Source organism: Synechococcus sp. W60.3, from assembly GCF_047502615.1.
Taxonomy (GTDB): Bacteria; Cyanobacteriota; Cyanobacteriia; order Thermostichales; family Thermostichaceae; genus Thermostichus.
In genome coordinates this window covers 13,913-29,139 of the sequence record NZ_JANSHJ010000006.1, presented here as the reverse complement: position 1 = coordinate 29,139, position 15,227 = coordinate 13,913, and the positions used below count along the sequence as shown (strand labels likewise).

Below are 15,227 nucleotides of genomic sequence, written 5' to 3'. Positions count from 1 at the left end.
CTGGAATTAGAATCCTTTCGCCGGATTTTCTTTCTTTCATCGTTATTCATCCATACTGCGAAGATCGTCCAGTGGAGACTTTTCATCTAGAGGTTCTAATATCTCTTGGTCGGGTTCTTTTATCAGAAATTCAGGATTGTCAGGATAAAAGTCAATCGTAACTTCTACTCTTACTTTTACTCTACCGGTCTGCCAACCGTTAGTTTTAGGAGAAAGAATCGAGCATGGAACTCCTTTATGGAAAAAATGAACCTGATCTTCATGAGGAATACCTGTTTGTATCTCAGACGAACTCAAGTGACTGTCTAGTCCTCTTCCCATTTGGTCAAACTTCAGGAAATAAGAATTGATAGAATCGCAAAGCTTGGAAATCATGTAGACTTTCTGCTTATTGTTCTTGTTGATAAAAGTGATAACTCCGTCTCCCAGTTGGCTAAGATTAATGGATGTTTTTGTCATCTTATCGACCTCAAGACATAGAGACAACAATCCACGGTGAGCCAGGACGTAAGAGTTTAGCAGGAATTCCTTTCACGTTAGTTATTCCGTTCAAGTTGCTCCATAGAATCGAGACTCCCTTTTCGCTAAGTTTGCTGGATAAGTAGGATCTGATACTCTCATAAACAATCTCTGAGTACACCTGAGCAAACTCTTGCGAGTAGATTAGGCGTCCTCCTATATCAATGACAGTATTTTGGAAAATATCTAGCTCAACAAAGCACTCCTGAGATTGATCATTACTTGACACTTGCCCAACCCCCTCTATGTCTCTCTGGCTTAGGCTAGCTCTCACTTTCGCGAAGGTCATCCAGAGGGGATCCACTGCTGCTCTCTGAGCCTGTATCCTCTGGCTCAAACTCTACAATGATCCGCAATCTGACTCTGCCTTTTTCCCAATCCTTCTTGCCTGGCACCAAGAGCTGACAAGCAAGTCCCTGCCCAAACCACTTCGCTTCTTGCAACAATTTTTCTTCTGGCTTGGGAGCAAGAAGGCTACTGGCAATGTTGAGCAAGTCTTCCGGCGGCAGGATCCCTGAGGATCTCAAGGCCGCAATGAACAAGCGATGCAGCTCTTCTTTCTTGGTCAAGTCCTCTTGGGCTGCTTTGACCAAGTTGGCAACCTTGAAAGTTTTCTCCCTTACAGAGAGGATCCCTTCTGGGTGCTGCTGTAGAGGTATCGATTTGGATCCCATGACTTTATCTGGATCAAGTGAAAGGCCAAAAACAAAGACAAGCCGCTCTATCTCAAATCATCGAGAATGCTATCCAACTCTGGAAAACTCTCGTCTATGGGTGTAGAACGACCAAGAGCGACTGCTTCGCTTGCACTGCTTTCACCTACTTGCTGTTCAGGAAGACTTGCCAAAATTTGAACTGACTCACCAACAGAGGAAGGTTCAGGACGAGTAATCAAGGGCAGCATCTCGCGATTGAGGCCCAAAGCTTGCAAGCAGAGGTTGATCCCAGAAACAGCTTGGTTGTACTTGTCTATGCTTGCCTCCAGTTCTTTCAGCCGCTGTTGGTTAAGCGCAATTTTCTCTTCAGCCTCTTTTCTGAGAGTTGCTTCCATGAACTGCTTTGCTTCTGGGTACTTTTGCAAAATCTCATCGGCTACTTGCTTGGCAACCGGCAATAGCTGAGTTTTTAGAGTATTGTTGGTCTCTTGTCGGAAGCTAGAACGCACTGTCTGGTTAATTTTCGGCTCGAAGTCAAGCTTAAGTAATTGTCGGATTCCAGGCTCTGCGTCGCGAATAGCAGAGATGTCATAAGATTGGCTGGTTTGCTTTAGGACTTCTCGAAACTGGTAGATCGAGAATGTTCCTTCGTCGTAGAAGCGGGGACTTTCTCTGAGGTAGCGGTCGCACTCTTTTCGGGCACCATTGACAAGAGAACTCAAAGTTACCTCCTTAACCAAAAGAAGCTTTTTCTCCAAGTCCCCATCGGATCCCAGTAGGCGAAACAACTGCCTGTAGTAGCTCGAGCTGCGAACTTCATCAACAAGGCGACGAAAGAAGTTCTCTACAAGCGTGCTGGCTGATTCTACCAGGATGTCCTCTAGATGGTTGGACAAATAATAAAAGGCTTCGACCAATACAGCTAAGAATGGAGCTGTGGAGTTGCGGGGACGAATGCGAACGGCTTGACTGTAAACATTGTCCAACGAAAAAGTATCCAAAAGCTCATCTAGCCTCCGTACCATCCTAGCCTGCAATTTACGGAAATCGTTCTCAAATTCTTTGTTTTCTCCGTTAATAACTTTATTGACTACTGTCTGGATATGCTCGTCAAACTCTCGGCCAATACTGGCTAGCTGCTGATTGATCAGCGTCAGCTCATAGGAAATCATGCTGTCAATCTCTTTGGGCTGGCTATCAATGTCTCGGTAGAGATCTAGATAGGACTTCCTCATCTCGATGCAGAGAGGTTGCAAATCATCGGCCAGCGCGGAAAATAGCTGTGGCCGCTTTTCTTCCGTTAAATAACGAGTGATCCCAGCCCGAAAGTCTTCAATACCGCTATCTTTAATCATATACTCAATCAAAGGTTTTCCCCACTCCCTCAGAATCCGAACGTAGTTATTTATGGGTGTGTCGTACCCATGTACAGAAGGGCGGAACGGGGATCCAACTAGCCTACCCGACGTGCAGTACTTATTAAACTCGCTGACAAACTGGGGCGTTTCTTCCTCACCACCCAATTCTTTGATGCTTTCTGAAAAAATCGTATCCAGTCCAAATCGATCCTCGGGGGTAGTTGCCTTGATCTGGGAACCATAGAAGCCGAGAAGGCCGCTTGTCTTAAATACGCGGAGTTGACGAAACTGCTGGTCGATAATGTTTTCTAGTCTCTGCTTTAGTTGTGCGTTGTACCAAGTCTCGTCAATCCGGTTAAATACATAGAAGACCCGATCCCTGATGCTATCATTACTTTGAATATGCTCAATAAGCTCTGTCTCTTCCTTGGTCAGCTCACCCGTTGCAGCACACTTGAGAACGCAAACAACTGCGGACGTATCCGGATCGGCAATTTTTCGATAAGTACGCTCTGCATCCGCTTTGACTGGAGCATCGATCCCAGGAGTATCGACAATAACGTTTCCATCTTCCAGCAAGGGGTGGTGGCAATAGTATTCCACCTTTCGCAAAACTGCGCTATTGGCGCCGCGCCGGGCAAAACCCGCAGCTTCTCTTAGGTTGCCGAAGTTGAGCTGCTCCATCGAGAAGACTTTGTTCTCGGTAGGGTGAATTTTGTCCCGGTTCTGCTGGAAACCTGTAATCAACAAGCGGAGGGCATCCGCCTGCTTTGCCCGCTCTGACTTGCTTTTACCTCCCTCCTGTTGAATAATAGCCTCAGCACGCTCCTTCAGGGGATTCAGTGCAGTGTCTTCCAGCCTGCTGAGTGACGGAGCCAAGTTTAGGAAAGCGCAGAAGGCGGTCATCTGTTCTTGCACTTCCTGCTCGCTGAGAAAAGTGAGCACCACTCTCTCAGCATTTGGCTCTGCGTAGCCAATGTAGCACTCTGTCCCTGTGGCGTGTCCTTCGGCGCTGTAGAGAAGCTCCCTTTCTAGCAAAGCGTTGATCAACATCGACTTGCCGGCGCTAAAAGCACCGGCGAAGACAATCTCAAAGGTTGGGGAAATAGCCTTGCTCAGCGAAGCTTGAATTCGGGTTGTATCTTGCTTTCCTGAAAGGGTGGGATCCTGCTGCCAGAGGTTTAGAATCGTTTCAACGTGCTCCCGTAAGTTTTCGCACTGAGGCAAGAGTTGCACAGCCATCTCAGGGATCTCCGCTAGGGCTGGGGAGATTATAACGCCCTCAGCCCTAAGGGGAAGGTTCTCATGCTACTTTTCTTCAGATAAGGCACCCTTTGATGGCTAACAGCACAGAACCTAGCTTGCCAGGGCAAAGAGGTCGCTCCACTCGCGGTTGGGAACGCCGGGCTTGGCGATGATCTCGAAGATGCGGTTTTTCGCTGCCGGTTGAAACAAGCTTTCGACAGCTACCTGGGCAACTTTGATGCGAGGGACGCTGCCCTCAAAGAGGGTATCGGCCTTGGAGAGGACAATGCCATCTTCGTTGTCCTGGTTTTTCAGGCCCCCTGGCCGAATGATGGTGTAGGTGAGGCCGCTTTTTTGCAAGTATTCTTCGGCTTGCTTTTTCCACACCAAGATCAGCCAAAACAAGTTGAGAGGATGGAACAACTGAGACACGCACAGAGAAGAAATCAAAACAAAGTGTTGGATCCCTTTGGCCTTGGCTACATCCACTAAGTTCTTGGTGCCTTGGTAGTCCACTCGGTAGGGCAGAAAGGGATCCCAACTGGGCCTAGCGCCAGTAGCGCAGAGCACCACCGTGCATCCTTCCATGCCGGCTTCCAGCGTGGCCGGATCCAGCACATCTCCCACCACCACTTCTGCTTCGGGGGGCAGAACCCGAGCGGCCAACTCGCGGCTGCGCACCAGCGCCCGTACCGGGATGCCGCGGCCCACCAACTCTTGGACAATGCGCCGCCCTGTTTCTCCTGTAGCCCCTGCAACAAAAGCCTTCATCCTCTCCCCCTGCCAAACTGCTTAATGTGACGGTGGCGGTTCCAGGTTCCATGCTGGCCTTGCTAAGACCATTATCTTCCCAAAATCCGCCCAGGCAGGGATCCTGTCCATGCGACAGGGGTAGTCGCGGCAACCGCGGGCGCCAGCTTCGATCCCGGCAGCCGGCCAGCTCCAAAACATCCTCCGCTCCACCGCCGGGTAGACCTGCGGTTCAAAGGGAAGGGATCTTGAAAGTCTTGAAGCTTTATTGAATAGGTTTGGCCACATCCCCCACCTTAAAGCCAGAGCTGCTGAGAATGCGGCCCACACTGGATCCCTGATCCACCTCTGTCAGTTGGATCTGGCCAGCGGGCTCAGTCAATTTGCGCAGGACTGCCCCCCTGGCCGGATCTTTAACCTCGCGAACGACGCGCTCCACAGACAGGATCAATCCCACGCGGTAGCCGTCGCTGCTGCCCTTGTTCAAGATCACCTGGTTACCATAGACATCCGCCACCCAGGCATCGACGGTCGGCAAAGAGCGGGGCTGGGCCGCTAAGCGACTGGCAAAACCGGCCAACTGCTGGGCAATTTGCTCCACCGCCTGTTGGCTGGCCAAAACCAGCAGCTTTTCTTCGTTGCTGGTGGCCGATCCCCCGCCAAAGTCGGCAACCGTGACGGTGCTATCCGACTGGCTGACGTTGCCCCGGCCCTCGACCACGGCCAAGATCTCCGCCGTGCTGGTGCTCACCAGGCGGGCATTGAGCTGCACGTTGGCATCAGCATCCACCACCTCGGCCCCCACCGCCAGCGGGAAGCTGCCGAAGGGGGTCAAGACCCGCGCCTCACCCCCAGAACGGCGCACCGACACATCGAACTGGGTAACACTGCCGAGGATCACAGCATCGACCCCGAGGATCCGGCCCACCTGAGCGGCGGTGTTGGCATCTAAGCGCCCCGATAGCCCCAAGTTCTGCTCGGCCAAGATCGCGTCCAGCCGCGAGGGCTCGATAACCGAAAAGGTGCCATCTCTCACCAGCCGATCCACCAGCAGATCGCTCACCCCCCGGGATGCCTCGCGCAGGCTTTAGGAATTGCTGAGGCTGCTGAAATCAAAATCCAAAACCGCAACGCGCGGGCGAGTGGTGGGTTGAGGCGCTTGTCCTACCTGGCTGGGGGCAGAGAGATTGCAGCGAAGGTCTTGGGGAAACTTCTGGCACAGCTCCGGATTGGTGGATTGGGCAGCCACCGGGATCCCCATCCAACCCAAGCTCAGCAGCGGGATCCCGAACAGCAGAATGGAAGAGAGGCTGCGCATGGTTGAGCGATCTCCTAGATCGAAATCGAAGAGGTGGCCACAGTCCATTCTCAGCTTGCACCCAAAAGCGGGGCGGTGACCGGCATCACCTGGGCGCCTGTTCCCAGAAGATGTCCTATACTCTACCGATTCCAAGGCCATTGGGAGAAGGGATTGAGAAGGTTGGCACAGAGGAGTTGACAGATCTCAACAGTTAAGACTGAGCAGAGATGCTCGCCCTTTGTGAGTTGCCGGAAAAAGCTTGACCCGCTTTATTGGGCCGGGTTTAGATTGGGATCGAGCGTGCAAACTCAGTGTTAGCCTAGTAAAGCTGTGTTTTTGTACAAGCTATGCCTGTTCCTAAGAAGAAAACCTCCAAAGCCCGCAGTCGCAGGCGGTATGCGGTTTGGCTGGGCAAAGCCAAGCTTCAGGCCCAGCGGGCGATGACCATTGGGCGCGCCATCCTCAGCGGTCGCAACACCGGCTTCTACTACCCCAAAGCCAAGTCGGAAGAAGAGGAGGGAGAAGAATAGGGATCCCCATAGCCGGAAGAGTGGTTTACATTGGGGTCAGGCTCTCTTGAGAGCTGTTCTGCTACCTCCCAGTCTTGGCTGTTCAGCGACTTGCATGCGCTCGTTGACCTCTCTTACCTACTACCAGCGGCTGGGCTTGTCTCCAGGGGCCTCTCCTGAGGACATTCGGCGGGCCTACCGGCAGTTGAGCAAACGCTACCATCCCGACACTTCTCCTCTGGCGCCAGAGGTGGCGATTCGTTGCTTCCAAGAACTCCAGGAAGCCTACCTTGTCCTCAGCAACCCGGCAAAACGGGCCATCTACGATGCCAGCCTGCGGGCGGTGACGGCCAACATGGGATCCCCTGGTGCTGATTCTCTGGAGCTGCGCATGGAAACCCGGCCTCTCTCGGCGGGCGAGCTCTGCGCCCTGCTGCTGATGGGCTCCACCTTCGTGGCGTGTTTGGTGTTGGCGGTTGCTTTGGCCTGGCTACGGGAGGGTGGGGTGGGCTGACCAACTCCGGTTGCTTGTGGATGAGGTTAAGACAAAGCGCTCAGGGCTTCCCATTGATAAGGTGCTTGAATGGAATAGGTTGTTAACTTTTGTTTTGTTCGACGGCTTCTCTGCGCGCCATCTCGCCATGCCTTTGCCTCCTGCAACTACGCCTCTCTACAATCACCCGCTCCACGCCATCGAACGCTGGCTGGAGGATCAGGGCTGCACCCGTGACCCGCAGGATGTGGAGCAGTGGTTTTGCGAGCGGCCCGGCTGGAAAGCCTGCCTGCGCCTGGAGGAGACCAGCATTTGGGTGCGCTATACCTATCCTGATGGCAACACCAAAACTCTGTCTTTTCCCTATTCGCTAAGCCGCCAGGATGTAGAGCAGGCCATTTTTGAGGACTAGCCGGCTATGCGCATTCTGCAACTGCCTGCCCTGCGCGACAACTACATCTATCTGCTGCACGATCCCGAGACGGCCACGGCAGCGGTGGTGGATCCGACAGTGGCCGAGCCGGTGCTGGATAAACTGGCTGAGCTAGGGGCGGAGCTGGTGGCCATCTTCAACACCCACCACCACCACGACCATGTGGGGGGCAACCTGCAACTTTTGGCCCGCTACCCCCGTGCCGTCGTCTACGGCAGCCAGGCGGATCGGGGACGGATCCCGGGCCAGACGGTGGAGCTGCAGGCGGGAGAGACGGTGGCATTTGCGGGCCGGCAGGCGAAGGTGCTGTTTGTGCCCGGCCATACGCGGGGACATGTTGCCTACTACTTTCCCGAAAGCGGGGATCTCTTCTGCGGCGATACCCTGTTTGCCGGGGGATGCGGGCGCCTCTTTGAGGGCACCCCGGAGCAGATGCTGGGATCCCTGGATCAACTGCGGCAGTTGCCGGAAGCCACGCGGGTCTGGTGTGCCCACGAATACACCTTGAACAATCTCAAGTTTGCCCTGACGGTGGATGGGGACAACCCCGACTTGCAGGCGCGCTACCAACAGGTGGTGGCCCTGCGCCAGGCGGGATCCCCAACTGTCCCCAGCACCATCGGCGAAGAGCGCCGCACCAATCCTTTTTTGCGCTGGGATCAGCCGGCTTTGCGGGCGGCTACGGGCGCTCAAGATCCGGTGCGGGTTTTTGCCCGGCTGCGGGGTATGAAGGATCAATTCTAAGGCTGGCCGGAACGCGAACGGGGCCGAGTTGTGATTGGGATCCTGTCCTGACGCTGGGGATTCCCAGTTTGCTTTCCGTAAGATTGGCTTCTTTTTTCGGGAAGGCGGGACATACTGCTAAGTAAGATAGGTAACCTCGGTGGGCCTGCATGGCTACTCCCTAAGCCCCCATGTCTTGTCTTGACTGCCCAGCTCTGCCCACCTTTTTGCAGGAGGCAGGGCGTTTGTTTCTCTGGCTGCCCACTCCTCATACCCACCGGAAAATCTGGCAGGCCCTGGAAGCCAAGACAGAGGTTCCCGTTCAACTTTTGGAAGACCTTGGCCTAGTTGTTGCCATTGCCCAGGGGGCCCTCAAGAAGACCCTGGAGACAATGGCCGAGGTTCTCTCCCAAGAAGAGATGCAGGCCAGCCGCGCCTTGTTTTTGCCTGGGGATAGGGATCCCTGCTGGCAAGATTGCGCCCGGGTGGAGTCGTTGCTGCAGTTGTTCCACCGCACCCAAGCCGAGCTGTTGTTGGAATTGTTGAAGGAAAACCGCCTCACCACCTATTTCCAGCCCATTGTCCGGGCGCGGGATCCCGCTTGGGTGGTGGGCCACGAAGCGCTGGTGCGGGGGTTGGACAGAGAGGGCAAGGTCATTGGCCCGGACTTGCTTTTTGCCACGGCCCGCAAAGCCGGGTTGCTCTATCACCTGGACTTGGCTGCCCGCCGCACGGCCATTGCTGCCGCCACCCAGCACCGCCTCGAGGGGGATCTGTTCATCAACTTCAGCCCCACGGCCATTTACGACCCAGCCTTTTGCCTGCGCTCTACTGTCTGGGCCATCAGCCGCGCCGGGATCCCGCCAGAACGGGTGGTGTTTGAGGTCAATGAATCCGACCGCAGCCCCGATTTGGATCATTTGCAGCGGATTTTGCGGTTTTACCGGCAGGCGGGCTTTCGGGTGGCGCTGGATGACCTGGGCGCCGGCTACGGATCCCTAAACCTGTTGCACCGGTTGCAGCCAGATGTCATCAAGCTGGATAGGGAGCTCATTCGCGGCGTAGATGGGGATCCCTACAAGGCGGTGATTGCCCAAAAGGTGCTGGAGCTGGCCCAAGAGCTGGGGATCGTCACCCTGGCCGAAGGGATCGAGACGGCAGAGGAGCTGCAGTGGGTGCGCGACCACGGGGTGGACCTGGTGCAGGGCTTTTTCATCGCCCGGCCCCAGCCTGTTCCCCCAGGATTAGGATCCATAGGATAGCTGCCCCCACGGCTTGAGCGGCTACTGAGAAGATGACCAAAGCTGGGAGGAAGAGATCGTAGAGCACCCCCATCAGGGCGCTGCCCAAAAACCAGGCCAGGCCGTAGAGGCTGGTAAACAGCCCAAAGGCAAAGCCCCTCGCCTGGGGAGCCACCATGCCGGCTACTGCCGCCTTCATGACCGATTCCTGAGCCCCCAAGCCAATCCCCCAGAGCACTATGCCCACCACCGCCAGCCCGTAGCTGCCGGAAAAGGCCAGCGGCGCAAAACCGGCAGACAGGACCACCGCCCCCAGCAGGCTCCCCAGCCGGATGCGGTCAAACAGCCAGCCACAGCCCAAGGCCGCCAAGGCATCCACCCCCATGGCCAGGGCGTAGAGCAAGGGGATCCCTGCCTCCTCGCTCCCCGACTGTCGTTGCAGATGGAAAGCAATGAGGGGAAAGTCGGCAAACCCCACGGCCACACAGGCCGCTGCTATGAGATAGAGCCAAAAGACCCTGGAAAAGCCTTGTGCTGGAGCGGTTTCCGGCTCCGGCTCAAAGTCGCGCGGGGTGGGATAGAGCCATCGGGCCAGCCCCAGCACCCCCAGCCCCAGGGCCGCCGGGATCCCCAAGGCCAAGAATCCACCCCGGAACCCGTAGCCGGCGGCAACCATCCCTGCCACCAGCAGCGGCCCCCCCACCGCCCCGATTTGATCCAAGGTCTCGTGCAGGCCAAACCCAATGCCCTGGCCCACCTGCAGAGCCGCATGGGAGAGCAACACATCCCGCGGCGGGGTGCGGATCCCTTTGCCCAGGCGCTCGGCCAGCAAAAGCAAAGCGGCCCAAGGCCAACTGTCCACCCAGGCCAAAGCGGGGATCGCCGCCGTGTTGACAACATAGCCCAGGGTGGTGAGCTGCCAGTGCCCTCGACTGGGCCGAGAGGGATCCCTACTGAGCCGGTCGCTCCAGTAGCCCACGCCCAGGCGCAGCCCATAGGCCAACAATTCTCCCCCGCCGGCCACCAGCCCCACCACCGTGCCGCTGGCCCCCAGGGATCCCAAAAAAGCTCCGGAGATGCTGCGGGCCCCCTCGTAGGTGGCGTCAGCGCAGAGGCTGACGATCCCGAGGAGGAAGATAAAGCGCCAAGCAGAATCGGACATAGCCAGCTCCTGAGGACGGGCAATCCAACTGGGGATCGGGACTATGGCTGGGGCTGAGGAGCGTGATGGAATACTTGGACGCTGTGGCAAGTAACTAGACCGTCGCGCACCAGGTTTTTGACATCCGGCAGAAAGGCCTTGATTTTCTCCGGCGTGTCGATAAACGTTACCAAAATGGGCAGATCTGTGTAAAGCTCGAGAAGGTTGCTGCTGCGAATGTGACTGTTGTGGCCAAAGCTGGCAATGGCTCTCACCATGGTACCGCCCGCCATGCCCCGCCGACGAGCCAGCTCCAGCAGAGCCAGGTAGAGAAGCTTATTTTGTCAGTGATCCGACTCGCCAATGTAGATACAGCCTTTTAATTTAAAATAGGGTACAGGTATTCAAGAGGAAGGAGAGAAAGGAATGCCGACTCATTCTTTGGATTTGCGGCAAAGAGTTGTAGCAGCCTACCAGGCAGGTAACACCTCCATCCGCCAGGTAGCTAAACGCTTCATGGTGACCAAAAGAACAGTACACCGCTGGGTGCGACAGTACCAACAAACTCAAGATTTAGCCCCTAAGAAAGCAGGCACCAAGCGAGTGGGCATTTTGGAACAACATCGGCAGGAAGTGATGGCAATTATTACAGAACACCCAGACTTCTACCTGTGGCAGTATCAAGAACTGTTGCGCGAGCGCTTAGGAATCAATGTAAGCATCGTCACAATACATAATTTCTTGAAAAAGCAAGGAATGACTCTAAAAAAAAGACCTACCGCAGTGCAAAAGTCAAAGAAGAGGAGGTGCAAAGGGAACGACTAGCTTATAGTCAAGAAGTCAGGAATATTCCAGCGGAGGATTTGATTGCCATCGACCAGACGGGAGTCTGGGAGGGAATGGAGCGGAGAGTATCTCGGAGTTTACGTGGTCATATCATTATCGTCAGAGATACAAGGGTGAAAAGTATACGGTTATTGGAGCTATTTCCTTGAGAGGTGTAGTTGGCTGTCGTGTCATCAAGGGTGGGATGAAGAAAGAGGACTTTTTGGAGTTTTTGAGAAGCGAGTTATGTCCGAAGCTAGATGCGAGGAAGGTTGTGATTATGGACAATTTGAATATCCACAAGAGTCGGGAAGTTGAGGAATTGATTAGGGGGACAGGAGCACGAATCCTATACCTGCCTGTGTATGCGCCGGAGTTGAATCCCATTGAGATGATGTGGTCAGTGTTGAAGCATTTTACTCGGCAGCTTTGCAGAATTGGGAAATATAGCATGGAGCAGATAGTGAAGACTTCTTTACTACTGATCAATCCATCCTCCTTCCGAAGTTGGTTTGCTAAGTGCTGCTATTGTACCCCTTGAGCCCTTAACAGGCTGTACCTGCCTGATAGGCTGCTACAACTCTTTGCCGCAAATCCAAAGAATGAGTCGGCATTCCTTTCTCTCCTTCCTCTTGAATACCTGTACCCTATTTTAAATTAAAAGGCTGTAACCAAAACTTTGTTTTCATTCCAACAGGTCGGTTCAAGGAGCGTATTGCGCAATTATGTCGGCATTATGGCATGGAGTTTATTGAGGTAGAGGAGGCGTACAGCTCGCAGGCAAGCTTCCTAGATGGAGATGAGCTACCTAATTATGGTGAAAAACCCGACGGGTGGAGACCCTCTGGGCTGAGGCGAATGCTGCCGCCAACCTGCTTAAGAAAGTCAGCAGAACCTTGGGGCTTTGCGTTAAGGAACTGTCTAGAGGCGCTTTGACAACGCCGTTGCGGGTTCTTTTGTGGACTGCGTAAGAATCCCCCGCCTTTAGGCGGTGGGAGTGTCAAGGTAGCTGTTCGCCGAGAGTGTCGGCAGACGGCTTCTCAGATGCGGAAACTTCTGGTCAGGTTTCACCAAGACAGGGTGGGGGGTGAATCTGAGGAGGAAGTATCTGCTGAGGCAGTTTGAGATTCCTTCACGTCAGCGGGCCGTAGGCCCTGTAGCGGGGGTTGTGGCGTCCCCCCCCCAGGGCTAGGGCGGCAGGGCAAGCAACCTGCGCCTCAATCGAGGATAAATACCTAGGGATCCTCCGCACAGGGAACGGCAACCTCAGAGGGCGCAGCTTGTCCTAGGCTATCCAAAAAATGCTGCAAGAGCTGAAAGCGAGGTGGGTTGAGGCTGTAGTAGATCCAGCGCCCCTGCTGGCGAGCGTTGACCAACTGCGCATCTCGCAAGGTCTTTAAGTGAAACGAGAGCTTGGATTGGCTTACCTGCAGCTTTTCGCAGAGATCGCAAACGCACAGCTCCTGCCCACGCAACAGTTGCAGCGCGCGCAGGCGAATCGGATCGGAGAGAGCGTGAAATCCCTCCCGTACCTGCTCACACAGCAAATCCTCCTCTACCTTGGCCAACCAAGAAACCATCCTTCGACTAGGGTAGCAAGAGCTTTGCGCTCCCGTCGGCAAGCACTCCCCCCACCCCAGTTGCTCCTGGACTGGGAAGGCCGCCATTGCTTTGCAGCACCAGCGCAACCCTAGGCTCGCGCTGCCTCTGATCAGGTCAACCCCGGCAGCAGTTGGTAATGCAACACCTGCGGTGGCCGAGCAAAGTAGGGCTCGAGGAGGGCGCGCCAGCGGACAAAGTTTTCCGATTGGCGGAAGTTAACCAAATGGGCCTCCAGGGATCCCCAGTGTACCAGCAACAGGTATTGCTGAGGGTGCTCTAAACAGCGCTGCAGTTGGTGCTGCCGATAGCCATCGGTCTGTTGTAGGTAGACAAAGGCTTGCGCGATGGCAGCCTCAAAAGCGGCTTCAGAGCCGGGGCTGACTTCAAACTGAGCCACCTCTAGGACAGGCGAAGGGTTCATAGGCTAGGTGTGCAGGCCGCACTCGGTTTTGGCTGTGCCCTTCCAGCGGCCAGAGCGGGGATCCGCTCCCGGCTCCACCGGCGCCGTGCAGTGGATGCAGCCGATGCTGGGATAGTTGCGGTCGTGGAGGGGGTTGTAAGGGATCCCGTGGTCGAGGATGTACTTCCAGACTTGGCCGTTTGTCCAGTCGGCGAGCGGGTTGAGCTTGAGGCGGTTGCGCTTGCCATCCCACTGCACCTTGCCGATATCGGCGCGGGTGGGGGATTGCTCGCGGCGCATCCCCGTAATCCAGGTGGTGCAGTTGGCCAGGGCGCGATTCAGGGGCTCTACCTTGCGGAGGCTGCAGCAGAGGTCAGGGTTGGTGCGGTACAGCTCCGGCTCATATTGCGCCGCCTGCTCTTCGGGGGTGAGCAGCGGTTTGAAGATCTCCAGCTGCAAATGGGGGTAACGGGCCAACACCTGCTGCTGCAGTTGCAGGGTTTCCGGGAAGTGAAAATCGGTATCCAGGAAAAAGGCGCGCACCTGGGGGCGAATGGCCGTGAGCAGATCGATGAGAACCAGATCTTCCGGTCCAAAGCTGCAGGCCAGCACCAGCCCGTCCCCAAACTCCGCAACGGCCCAGGCCAGCAGGTCGCTCGCCGACAAAGGCTCAAATCGCTCGCTCAGAGAAGCTACCTGCGGCTGATACTGCTCTCGTAACGCCTGAGCCGCCAGCTCCCAGTGGCCGGAGGAAGAAAGGGTTGCAGTCATAGGGGGAAGACATCGAATCCAAGGCTCTTTGCCTTTTTAATCTACACTAATTCGGTCAAGGTTTAGGATTTTTGGCTACTGGGCAACGGCGGGCAGGGATCGAGATCCTTTGGCCCGCAGGGGGATTTGTCCCCAGCGATCCCGCCGAACTCCCATGACCAGGCCATGCCAGAGAGGTCTGGGATCCGGCTCCGGCAGGTGAACCCAGTGGTAGCGCAACACCCCTCGCCGTGGGTTGACGTCCAACTCAAACACGCGCAGAGCGGAGACCGGCCCCACCAGAGGCGGCGCTGTCAGGTAGGGGATTCCGTCCTGCACATAGACCTTCGGCACGTGCAGATGTCCACTCAACACTGCCACCACCCGCCCGTGGTCGGCCAAGAGGGTATGCAGAGCTACAGCTTGCTCGCTGCGAAGCCGGTACTTGCGGAACAAAACCGCATCCATTTGGGTGGGGGAGATAAAGGGAGGCTGATGGATGAGCAGGATCAGCCATTCCTCCGGCACCGCTTGTAGATGTTCGCCTAGCCAGCGCAGTTGCGCGGGGCGCAGCACGCCCTGGGGCAGAGGGAACTGGCCCAGGCTGGCATCGAGGGCAATCAAGCGGATCCCAGGCAGGGGGGAAAGGCTGTAATCGACATAGCCTGTGGGGGCAAGGGGCAACGGAAATTGACGTTGGCACCAGCGGATAAATTGCTCCCGGTTGAAGCGCCCCTCCCTCCCCAAGGTGTCGATATCGTGGTTGCCGAGGCTGAGGTAGTAGGGCACCCGCAGTTGGGCGAGGATCTCCTGGAACACCTCAAAGCTCTCCGGATCGGCTTGATCCACCAAATCGCCGGTGAACACCACAAAGTCCAGATCCGGCACTTGGTTGAGATGGGCAACGGCAGCTTCCAACTGGCGGCGGGGGGAATCGGACATCCACCAGCAGCGGCACCCTGTCTCCGGCATTAGGTGAACATCTGAGACTTGGGCAAAGCAAATCCTTTGGGTGGCCATCACCTAGGTACTTATTCACACCTCACGCCCGCATCATAGTCAATAACCGGCTAGAGGGCTATGGGCTTCTCTTAACCTCAGCCAGGATACCCTCACCCCCAGCCCCTCTCCCTTTGGGAGAGGGGAGTTGTGGTTGCTGCGATTTGGAATCGTCACAAATGAGTCTGATTCTTGTTCCGGCGCCGCTGCCGAGCAACTGCTAGGGTATAGCAACACGGATCTTCGACAAGAGGATCCCTCAGTTCAAGCAAGGAGAAAAAAT

16 protein-coding genes and 2 pseudogenes are annotated in these 15,227 nt (G+C 55.7%); 6 read left to right on the top strand and 12 right to left on the bottom strand.

The features are described from left to right. Positions 1 to 42 precede the first annotated feature (42 nt). The 6 genes from NW846_RS03430 to NW846_RS03405 form a co-directional block, all read right to left on the bottom strand. Positions 43 to 459 (bottom strand): KGK domain-containing protein, encoded by a 417-nt coding sequence (locus NW846_RS03430; RefSeq protein ID WP_414515319.1) that lies wholly within the window; start codon positions 457 to 459, stop codon positions 43 to 45. Between the two features lie 323 nt (positions 460 to 782). Next, complete coding sequence (locus tag NW846_RS03425) at positions 783 to 1,193, bottom strand: KGK domain-containing protein (protein ID WP_011430011.1); 411 nt, start codon at positions 1,191 to 1,193, stop codon at positions 783 to 785. Between the two features lie 47 nt (positions 1,194 to 1,240). Then, a complete protein-coding gene (locus NW846_RS03420) occupies positions 1,241 to 3,775 on the bottom strand; it encodes a dynamin family protein (protein ID WP_414515315.1) in 2,535 nt (844 codons plus the stop codon). 114 nt (positions 3,776 to 3,889) lie between these two features. Beyond that, complete coding sequence (locus NW846_RS03415; protein WP_099812211.1) at positions 3,890 to 4,549, bottom strand: SDR family oxidoreductase; 660 nt, start codon at positions 4,547 to 4,549, stop codon at positions 3,890 to 3,892. Positions 4,550 to 4,793: 244 nt separating this feature from the next. Further along, entirely contained in the window at positions 4,794 to 5,612 is an 819-nt protein-coding gene (locus NW846_RS03410) for a CsgG/HfaB family protein (protein WP_414348049.1), read from the bottom strand. Between the two features lie 3 nt (positions 5,613 to 5,615). After that, complete coding sequence (locus NW846_RS03405) at positions 5,616 to 5,846, bottom strand: hypothetical protein (protein WP_240527684.1); 231 nt, start codon at positions 5,844 to 5,846, stop codon at positions 5,616 to 5,618. Between the two features lie 329 nt (positions 5,847 to 6,175). Here NW846_RS03405 and NW846_RS03400 point away from each other — a divergent pair, with 329 nt between their 5' ends. The 5 genes from NW846_RS03400 to NW846_RS03380 all read left to right on the top strand — a co-directional run bounded on the left by NW846_RS03400 (position 6,176) and on the right by NW846_RS03380 (position 9,248). Next, positions 6,176 to 6,358 (top strand): 50S ribosomal protein L32, encoded by a 183-nt coding sequence (locus NW846_RS03400; protein WP_011430004.1) that lies wholly within the window; start codon positions 6,176 to 6,178, stop codon positions 6,356 to 6,358. Between the two features lie 94 nt (positions 6,359 to 6,452). Beyond that, positions 6,453 to 6,851, top strand: a complete 399-nt coding sequence (locus NW846_RS03395) for a J domain-containing protein (protein ID WP_011430003.1) — start codon at positions 6,453 to 6,455, stop codon at positions 6,849 to 6,851. 127 nt (positions 6,852 to 6,978) lie between these two features. Continuing rightward, complete coding sequence (locus tag NW846_RS03390) at positions 6,979 to 7,242, top strand: DUF3143 domain-containing protein (RefSeq protein ID WP_041438969.1); 264 nt, start codon at positions 6,979 to 6,981, stop codon at positions 7,240 to 7,242. Positions 7,243 to 7,248: 6 nt separating this feature from the next. After that, on the top strand, positions 7,249 to 8,007 hold the full coding sequence (gene gloB, locus NW846_RS03385) for a hydroxyacylglutathione hydrolase (RefSeq protein WP_011430001.1): 759 nt from the start codon (positions 7,249 to 7,251) through the stop codon (positions 8,005 to 8,007). A gap of 170 nt (positions 8,008 to 8,177) precedes the next feature. After that, positions 8,178 to 9,248 carry an EAL domain-containing protein gene (locus NW846_RS03380; RefSeq protein WP_414348037.1) on the top strand — a complete coding sequence of 357 codons (1,071 nt, stop codon included), beginning with the start codon at positions 8,178 to 8,180 and terminating at the stop codon, positions 9,246 to 9,248. Here the strand turns inward: NW846_RS03380 and NW846_RS03375 are convergent. Beyond that, a complete protein-coding gene (locus NW846_RS03375; RefSeq protein ID WP_011429999.1) occupies positions 9,199 to 10,389 on the bottom strand; it encodes an MFS transporter in 1,191 nt (396 codons plus the stop codon). The genes NW846_RS03380 and NW846_RS03375 overlap by 50 nt on opposite strands. 41 nt (positions 10,390 to 10,430) lie before the next feature. Further along, positions 10,431 to 10,697, bottom strand: a pseudogene (locus NW846_RS03370) (DUF190 domain-containing protein); the annotation flags it as partial. A 97-nt stretch (positions 10,698 to 10,794) separates the two neighbouring features. Between NW846_RS03370 and NW846_RS03365 the strand changes: the two are divergent. Further along, positions 10,795 to 11,734, top strand: a pseudogene (locus NW846_RS03365) (IS630-like element ISSoc15 family transposase). A 694-nt stretch (positions 11,735 to 12,428) separates the two neighbouring features. Here NW846_RS03365 and NW846_RS03360 read toward each other — a convergent pair. The 4 genes from NW846_RS03360 to NW846_RS03345 all read right to left on the bottom strand — a co-directional run bounded on the left by NW846_RS03360 (position 12,429) and on the right by NW846_RS03345 (position 14,965). After that, positions 12,429 to 12,773: an ArsR/SmtB family transcription factor gene (locus NW846_RS03360; RefSeq protein WP_414348376.1), complete on the bottom strand. Its 345-nt coding sequence runs from the start codon at positions 12,771 to 12,773 to the stop codon at positions 12,429 to 12,431. 131 nt (positions 12,774 to 12,904) lie between these two features. Beyond that, on the bottom strand, positions 12,905 to 13,216 hold the full coding sequence (locus tag NW846_RS03355; RefSeq protein ID WP_099812213.1) for an antibiotic biosynthesis monooxygenase family protein: 312 nt from the start codon (positions 13,214 to 13,216) through the stop codon (positions 12,905 to 12,907). Positions 13,217 to 13,219: 3 nt separating this feature from the next. After that, positions 13,220 to 13,966, bottom strand: a complete 747-nt coding sequence (locus tag NW846_RS03350) for a phosphoadenylyl-sulfate reductase (RefSeq protein WP_011429995.1) — start codon at positions 13,964 to 13,966, stop codon at positions 13,220 to 13,222. Between the two features lie 75 nt (positions 13,967 to 14,041). Continuing rightward, entirely contained in the window at positions 14,042 to 14,965 is a 924-nt protein-coding gene (locus tag NW846_RS03345) for a metallophosphoesterase family protein (protein ID WP_011429994.1), read from the bottom strand. Between the last annotated feature and the right edge of the window lie 262 nt (positions 14,966 to 15,227).

Bases quoted from the DNA above. Each gene is read 5' to 3' on its own strand.
- NW846_RS03390 (WP_041438969.1), top strand. From the start codon at position 6,979: ATGCCTTTGCCTCCTGCAACTACGCCTCTCTACAATCACCCGCTCCAC.
- NW846_RS03355 (WP_099812213.1), bottom strand. From the start codon at position 13,216: ATGAACCCTTCGCCTGTCCTAGAGGTGGCTCAGTTTGAAGTCAGCCCC.
- NW846_RS03360 (WP_414348376.1), bottom strand. From the start codon at position 12,773: ATGGTTTCTTGGTTGGCCAAGGTAGAGGAGGATTTGCTGTGTGAGCAG.
- NW846_RS03420 (WP_414515315.1), bottom strand. From the start codon at position 3,775: ATGGCTGTGCAACTCTTGCCTCAGTGCGAAAACTTACGGGAGCACGTT.
- NW846_RS03395 (WP_011430003.1), top strand. From the start codon at position 6,453: ATGCGCTCGTTGACCTCTCTTACCTACTACCAGCGGCTGGGCTTGTCT.
- NW846_RS03375 (WP_011429999.1), bottom strand. From the start codon at position 10,389: ATGTCCGATTCTGCTTGGCGCTTTATCTTCCTCCTCGGGATCGTCAGC.
- NW846_RS03425 (WP_011430011.1), bottom strand. From the start codon at position 1,193: ATGGGATCCAAATCGATACCTCTACAGCAGCACCCAGAAGGGATCCTC.
- NW846_RS03350 (WP_011429995.1), bottom strand. From the start codon at position 13,966: ATGACTGCAACCCTTTCTTCCTCCGGCCACTGGGAGCTGGCGGCTCAG.
- gloB (WP_011430001.1), top strand. From the start codon at position 7,249: ATGCGCATTCTGCAACTGCCTGCCCTGCGCGACAACTACATCTATCTG.
- NW846_RS03405 (WP_240527684.1), bottom strand. From the start codon at position 5,846: ATGCGCAGCCTCTCTTCCATTCTGCTGTTCGGGATCCCGCTGCTGAGC.
- NW846_RS03400 (WP_011430004.1), top strand. From the start codon at position 6,176: ATGCCTGTTCCTAAGAAGAAAACCTCCAAAGCCCGCAGTCGCAGGCGG.
- NW846_RS03430 (WP_414515319.1), bottom strand. From the start codon at position 459: ATGACAAAAACATCCATTAATCTTAGCCAACTGGGAGACGGAGTTATC.
- NW846_RS03380 (WP_414348037.1), top strand. From the start codon at position 8,178: ATGTCTTGTCTTGACTGCCCAGCTCTGCCCACCTTTTTGCAGGAGGCA.
- NW846_RS03345 (WP_011429994.1), bottom strand. From the start codon at position 14,965: ATGGCCACCCAAAGGATTTGCTTTGCCCAAGTCTCAGATGTTCACCTA.
- NW846_RS03415 (WP_099812211.1), bottom strand. From the start codon at position 4,549: ATGAAGGCTTTTGTTGCAGGGGCTACAGGAGAAACAGGGCGGCGCATT.